The organism is Novacetimonas hansenii JCM 7643 (assembly GCF_000964405.1).
Classification (GTDB): Bacteria; Pseudomonadota; Alphaproteobacteria; order Acetobacterales; family Acetobacteraceae; genus Novacetimonas; species Novacetimonas hansenii.
Map to the genome: position 1 here is coordinate 1 of NZ_BANE01000255.1, position 7030 is coordinate 7030.

Sequence of the window (7030 nt, forward strand, 5' to 3'; positions counted from 1 at the left end):
AATTTTTCTTGTTTTTTATCAATGACTTGTTTTCAAACAATCTCTTTGTCTTTCCCCCACTACGCGCCATGAAAAAGGGGATCATCCTGCAAAGGATGATCCCCCGTTCCCGTCAGGGCGGTCGTGAAACGACCGTTCAGATCGGCAATGCGCGTTCGAACACGGATTCCAGCGCCATGATGCCCGGCAGGGTCTTGCCCTCCAGCCATTCAAGGAATGCGCCGCCCGCGGTGGAGATATAGGAAATATCCTTCGTTACACCCGCATGGCGCAGGGCGGAGACGGTATCCCCCCCACCGGCGATGCTTTTCAGCCTGCCTTCCTGCGTCAGGCGACCAACTTCCTGCGCCACCGCGTTCGTACCTGCGTCAAACGGTGCGATTTCGAATGCGCCCAGCGGGCCGTTCCATACCAGCGTTTTCAGCATCGCGATCTTTGCACACAGGTCGCGGACGGTCTGCGGACCGACATCAAGGATCATCGCATCGTCGGGAATGGCGTCGATCCCGACCACGCGCGTGGGCACGTTGGCCTTGAATTCAGTCGCGGTTACGGCATCGACCGGCAAGATGACCTCGCACCCTTTTTCCTTGGCCTTCGCCAGGATGGCGCGCGCGGTGTCGTGCATTTCCCCTTCCTGCAGGGAACGCCCGACCTTCACGCCCTGCGCCGCAAGGAACGTATTGGCCATCGCCCCGCCGATAATCAGCACCTGTACCTTTTCAAGCAGGTTGCCGATCAGGTCGAGCTTGGTGGAGATTTTCGCCCCGCCAATGATCGCACCCACCGGACGTTCGGGATTTTCCAGCGCGATGTTCAGCGCGTTCAACTCCGTCTCCATCAGGCGTCCGGCAAAGGACGGCAGGTGACGGGCCACCCCCTCGGTGGAGGCATGGGCGCGGTGGGCGGCGGAGAACGCGTCATTGACGTAGAAATCCGCCAGTGACGCCAGCGATTTGGCAAGGTCTGGGTCGTTGGCTTCCTCGCCAGCATGGAAACGGGTGTTTTCCAGGACCACCACGTCGCCATCCTGCATCGCATCGACGGCGGCCTGCGCCACCGGGCCGATACAGTCATCGGCAAAGGTCACGGGACGGCCCAGCGCATCGCCCAGCGCATCTGCGATCGGGGCGAGCGACATTTCAGGCACGCGCTTGCCCTTGGGGCGGTCGAAATGGCTGACCACAATGACGCGCGCGCCCTTCTGCGCCAGTTCCTGTATGGTCGGCAGCAGGCGCAGCAGGCGGGTGGCGTCGGTAATCTGCCCGCCATTCACCGGAACGTTCAGGTCCGCGCGCAGAAGAACCTTCTTGCCCGCGGGTTGAAGCTGATCCAGCGTCTTGAACGCGACCGTCGCCATTACAGGCTGCCGAACAGGGCGGCTGTGTCGGACATACGGTTGGAGAAGCCCCATTCGTTGTCATACCAGCTGCAGATGCGCACCAGCCTGCCGCCGTCGATGACCGCCGTCTGTGTCGCATCAAAGGTGGAGGATGCAACCGAATGGTTGAAATCCGAACTTACCAGCGGTGCTGTGTTGTAATCGAGGATGCCCTTGAGCGGCGCCTCGCCCGCGGCCTTGCGCACCGCCTCGTTCACTTCCTCGACGGAGGACGGCGCGCGCTGTGGCACGAAATCAAGCGAGACGAGGGAGACGTTGGGCGTCGGCACGCGGATGGCGGTCCCGTCAAGACGCCCCTTCAGGTGCGGCAGCACGAGGCCCACGGCGCGGGCCGCCCCGGTGGAGGTCGGGATCATGTTCAGTGCGGCGCCACGTGCGCGGCGCGGGTCCTTGTGCAGGGTATCCACCGTGCGCTGGTCGCCGGTATAGGAATGGATTGTCACCATGTAGCCGCATTCGATGCCGAATGCATCGTCCAGCACCTTGGCCACCGGGGCCAGACAGTTGGTCGTGCATGATGCGTTGGAAATGACGGTCATGTCGGATGTCAGTACATCCTGGTTAACGCCATAGACGATCGTTGCATCGACGCCCGATGCCGGGGCGGAGACGATGACCTTGCGCGCGCCTGCCTTGATCAGTTGCGCGGCACTTTCCTTGTCGGTGAAGCGACCGGTGCATTCCAGCGCCACATCCACGCCCGTGAACCCGACCTTGGTCGGGTCCGCCTCGGCAGAGACATGGATCGGGGCATAGGTGCGGCCATTGGCCGTGATGATGATGCTGTTGCCTTCGACACGGACTTCGGCCGGGAAGCGGCCATGCACGCTGTCATAGGACAGGAGGTGGGCATTTGCCTCGACACTGCCGAGGTCGTTGATGGCGACAGGGACGACATCCGTGCGTCCGCTTTCGATAATCCCGCGCAGGACGAGGCGACCTATGCGACCGAAACCGTTGATCGCGACTTTGACAGCCATTTCTTATTCTCCGTTAAGGTCAGTTCTGTAGTGCAGCGCTTCGGGATGACGTGTCCGGAAAAGGCAGATCCCCGTCATCATGCCGCCGGTTGCCGATGGTCCCGGCAGGGCCGTTGCCGTGTGCGTGGAGGACCTCCAGCGCGCGGGCGACGATATGTTCGGGTTCGATGGTCACGTTACGCACCTGCCGTGTGCCGGCGGTGACGTTTTCACCAAAACCATCAATCCCGATGAATGTTCCTTCCTGTCCCAGCCAGCGTTCCCACCCGAACCCGGATGCGGCCTCCACGCCAATCCGGGGTGCCGTTCCCAGCACCTGTTCACGATAGGATATTTTTTGCGCCGCGAACAGTTCCCAGCATGGCAACGACACCAGGGCCGCGCCAATTCCCTGTTCACATAACAGCAGTTGCGCCGCGCGGGCGGTCGCGACCTCCTGTCCTGTGGCGATCAGCGTGACCTGCCGGGGAAGGGTGGGGGAATCGGCGACCACATATCCACCCCGTGCACACAGGTTCGTCAGTGGGTGCGCATTGGGCATGGAGGCGTCAGCGGCCATGTCGCTGGCCGGGATGAACGGGCACAGCGTCAGCAGGCTTGGGCCGTTGGTCCGTTCAAGGGCGAGTTCCATGCACTCCATCGTCTCGCGCCGGGTGGCGGGGCGGAATACCGCGACGTTTGGCATGGCGCGCAGGCTGGCGAGCTGTTCCACCGGCAGCCAGGCCGGCCCGTCCTCTTCGGGCGACAGGCCCCCATCGGTCAGGAAATAGATGACCTGGCGTTTCATCATGGCGGCAAAGCGCAGGGCGGGACGCATGCGGTCCACGGCGACGAAGGTTGCCGCCCCGCATGGCAGGAACCCGCCATGCAACGCGATCCCGTTCAGCAGTGCGGCCATGCCATGCACCTGTGTGTCGCACCGTGTCGGCAGGGCGGCGGGGCCATGGCCCGTTGTCGCACCGGATGCCAGCCCCAGGCGTGAACGCAGGCACAGTACCTCAGGCAGCAGTTCGCGCAGGATATCAAGGCCACGCCGGGCATAGCTGGTGGTGGGGAGTGCGGGATGGGACACGCGGTGCCGCCCCGTGCCCTGCCATGACCGTCGCCAGTCGGTACGCCACAGGGCCGGGCGTTCGCCCGAGATGAGGCGTTCGAAATCTATGCGCTGCCGGTCCTTGGCCAGCCTGCGCAGCCATGACCGGCGCGCGGTGGCGCCACGCCGCGCCGCTGACGCCCACAGGCCGGGATCATCGACGAAAGGTTCCGCCGTTTCCGCATCGGGCGCGGGGGACAGGCATGCGATCAGGCAGGGGCGGTGCGTGCGGATGGAGGATGCGATGGCGGCGGCGATCTGTTCGGGCTGATCGGCTGCGACCTTGCGTACGGACCATCCCGACGCGGCATAGCGGGGCAGGGCGGCTTCGGCCTGTACGCGTTCATGTTCCGACAGGCCAACCAGCACCGTGATGCGATCCAGCCCCATCTGCCCCGCCAGTACCGCCGCCTCCAGCGCCACACCGGTGGACAGTTCGGACCAGCAGCTGACGGCCCATATGCGGTGATTGACCAGCGTACGGCCAAAACGCGCGGCCATGTGCTGTTCCGCCATGGCCATGCCGATGGCGGCACCCAGTCCCTGCCCGCTGGGGCCGAATCCCATGGCGGTTGCGGGGTGGGGGGTATCGTCCATGCGGATCGCCGCCTGTCCCGACAGTGTGACCAGCGCATCGACAAGCGTACGGTAACGGACGGATGACACCACGAAACGGTCACGGTCGAACCATGTGGGGCAGGCGGGGTCGAACCTCAGATACCGGCTCCACAGCACGGCGCAGGCATTCGCCATCGCGCAGGCATGGATGACATGGTGGCTGTCGGGTTCGTTCGTGCGGATGATCTGCCGGATGGAGGCTGCGATCCGGCCTGTCTGGTCCAGCGGCGCATCGTCCCCTACCGCCGGGGGCGGGGATTGCGGCATGTTCTGGACGGGGTCGGGAGGAGGGGGCTGTTCCATGCCGTCTGGCCTGATCCACCTGTTGGTTCATGGGGAAGGCGAATGGGCCGCAGGCGGGGGCGGCGTTGTGCCATGCGGGCTCAATGTCCGGGTGATGCCGTATCGGGGCATCGTGAGTGTTCCACGACTACAGGATGAAGCTTCCTGATCGCAAGTCCCGTGAATGCATGCATGGTCACAGGCGTTTGATGGTCTTGGTGCAGCCGGCGTGCCGGTTATGGCCCTCCGCAGCGGCATTCTCATGGGTGGGTCAGGCATGGCGTGCGGTGTCACGATGCGTGCGGAAATGCAGGCCGGGCGACAGGTGGGGAGGGTGGGGAAGGTTTTTTCGCGGTGCGGGGGGCATGGATTTGGCGAAGCCGGCAGGCATCGGGGATTTTTGGTATTTTCATCCGTTGGGTCTTCGTGGCGGTGGTATTTGTGGCGGCGCGCGTAACGCGGGATTTGCAGGGCGATATTTTTCTCCCCTTGCCCCGCGACGTGGATGCTGTATCGCTTGGCGGTCATGCCTGTATCATGTCGCACCGCACTGCCCGTCTGTGTTGTCCTTGCCTCCAGCATGTTCTGGCTTGGGGGGTGTACTCTGGTGGGGCAAAAGACGTTCAACCGCCATGCCGGGGACCCGCCGCGCGTGGTGATCCCGCCGCCGCCGCCGGTGGAGGTCCGCCACGTTCCGCCATTGCTGGAAATCCGGGCAGGCACACCGCCACAGCAGTGGCAGCCCGACCTGAAGACGGCCGTGGCCGAGGCGCTGGCGCGAAAACCCAACGTCCTGTTTACCATCGTCACCGCCATTCCTGATGCCCTGTCCCCTGATGAACAGGCCTCATTGCTGTCGCGCCTTGTCGCGACCGATGCGCAATCTGTTGCGGCAGAGGTCGTCCATGATGGTGCCGCCCCCGCGCAGATGGAGATGACAGGCATGACAGATCCGGGCGTTGATGTCCCCATGATCCGCCTTTATGTCCGCTAGGACGCGCCGGAAAGTGGATGTTTTTTAAATTTACAAGACCGCCCTGCCATAGTGACCCGGCGGCCGAACGCTTATAAGACAGGATGGAGAGGGAAATACTCCTGCCTTGGGGCGTCGTTGCGTGATATCGCCGTCCCACGCCGTGGGACGCCCGGCCAGATCCGCCGTACATGGCGTGGTGTGGCTGCGTCCGGCGCTGGAATGACGGTTCGGTGCGGGTATGGAGCGAGGTTCGCATGGAAAGGAAGATCAGTGTCCAGTAATCATCCGGACGGCCATCCGTTTTACCGGTACTGCCGCACCGCACTGGTGGATATCCGTACGCAGGGCCGGTATCGCCAGTTCACCCCCCTGGCGCGCGAAGCGGACCGGTATCCCGTGTATGAGCAGGAAAAGGCCCCTGCTACGCCCGCGACCCCCGCGTGCGATCATGACCGCGAGGTCGTGGTGTGGTCATCGAACGATTACCTGGGCATGGGGGTGGAACCCGTTGTGATGGACGCCGCCATTACCGCGATCCGCGAACATGGCGCGGGGGCGGGCGGCACGCGCAACATCGCAGGCACCAGCCCCTTTCACACAGCACTTGAACACGAACTGGCCGACCTGCATGGCAAGGAAGCCGGACTGCTGTTCGTGTCGGGCTACGTCTCCAATCAGGCAAGCCTTCAGACCATCTTGACCAGCATGCCGGGTTGGATCTGTTTTTCCGATCGCCTGAACCATGCTTCGATGATCGCGGGCATCAAGGGCGCGCGCGGTTCGACCACCGTCATCTTTGAACATAACGACCTTGAGGACCTGGAGGCCAGATTGGCCGCGGCCCCTCCCGAGGCGCCAAAGCTGATCGCGTTCGAAAGCGTCTATTCCATGGATGGCGACATTTCCGACATTGCCGGGATCTGTGCGCTGGCGCGGAAATACAATGCCATGACCTATCTGGACGAGGTCCATGCGGTTGGCCTTTATGGCGCGCAGGGCGGCGGCATTTCCGAACGCGATGGTGTGGCGGACCAGGTGGACATTATCGAAGGTACCCTTGCCAAGGGGTTCGGCGTCCATGGGGGCTATATCACCGCGTCGAGCGACGTTGTCGAATATCTGCGCCTTGCTGCATCCGGCTTTATCTTTACCACCGCGTTGCCGCCTGCCGTGGTTGCCGCCGCGCTGACCAGCGTGCGGCAGGTGCGCAAGGATGCATGGCGTCGTGAAAGGATGTTCGAACGGGTCAACGCCTTCCGCGCGCGCCTGCGTAAGGCCGGGATCCCATTTACCATGACACCCAGCCATATCGTCCCCATTCCCGTGGGTGATGCGCAGCGCTGTCGTGACCTCAGTGACCGGTTGCTTGATGAATACGGGCTGTATGCCACGCCCATCAATTATCCCACCGTTCCACGCGGGACCGAACGGCTTCGTCTGACGCCCGGGCCATTCCACACGGACGAGATGATGGACCAGATGGTCGAGGCACTGTCACGTTTGATGCGGATCAACGCACCGGTGGAGACCACGCAGAAGGTGGCTGAGCCGGTGAAGTGATGGCTTGGGGAGGAAAGGGACATGTCGCCTTTCCTCCCTGAAGATAAGCAGAGTGCCTGAAAACAGATCATCGATAAAAACAGGAAAAGTTTTTGGGTGCTGCCTTTTGATCGAAAAAG

The 7030-nt window shown here is 63.0% G+C and carries 6 protein-coding genes; 3 read left to right on the forward strand and 3 right to left on the reverse strand.

The window, feature by feature from the left end; translation table 11 throughout:
* Positions 1 to 136: 136 nt before the first annotated feature.
* Genes B7G66_RS14210 through B7G66_RS14220 form a run of 3 tightly spaced genes read right to left on the reverse strand, consistent with a single transcriptional unit; the run spans position 137 to position 4396 of the window.
* Entirely contained in the window at positions 137 to 1360 is a 1224-nt protein-coding gene (locus B7G66_RS14210) for a phosphoglycerate kinase (protein ID WP_003617912.1), read from the reverse strand.
* Positions 1360 to 2382, reverse strand: coding sequence for a type I glyceraldehyde-3-phosphate dehydrogenase (gap, locus tag B7G66_RS14215; RefSeq protein ID WP_003617913.1), 1023 nt, complete (start codon positions 2380 to 2382; stop codon positions 1360 to 1362). Before gap ends, B7G66_RS14210 begins: the two co-directional genes overlap by 1 nt.
* Before the next feature lie 19 nt (positions 2383 to 2401).
* On the reverse strand, positions 2402 to 4396 hold the full coding sequence (locus tag B7G66_RS14220; protein ID WP_003617915.1) for a transketolase-like TK C-terminal-containing protein: 1995 nt from the start codon (positions 4394 to 4396) through the stop codon (positions 2402 to 2404).
* On the opposite strand from B7G66_RS14220, the gene B7G66_RS17955 reads away from it, so the two are divergent.
* The 3 genes from B7G66_RS17955 to hemA all read left to right on the forward strand — a co-directional run bounded on the left by B7G66_RS17955 (position 4395) and on the right by hemA (position 6911).
* Positions 4395 to 4544 carry a hypothetical protein gene (locus tag B7G66_RS17955; protein WP_159107969.1) on the forward strand — a complete coding sequence of 50 codons (150 nt, stop codon included), beginning with the start codon at positions 4395 to 4397 and terminating at the stop codon, positions 4542 to 4544. The genes B7G66_RS14220 and B7G66_RS17955 overlap by 2 nt on opposite strands.
* A gap of 357 nt (positions 4545 to 4901) precedes the next feature.
* Entirely contained in the window at positions 4902 to 5369 is a 468-nt protein-coding gene (locus tag B7G66_RS14230; protein WP_040511517.1) for a hypothetical protein, read from the forward strand.
* Positions 5370 to 5621: 252 nt separating this feature from the next.
* Positions 5622 to 6911, forward strand: a complete 1290-nt coding sequence (gene hemA / locus B7G66_RS14235) for a 5-aminolevulinate synthase (RefSeq protein ID WP_003617918.1) — start codon at positions 5622 to 5624, stop codon at positions 6909 to 6911.
* The last annotated feature ends 119 nt before the right edge of the window (positions 6912 to 7030 follow it).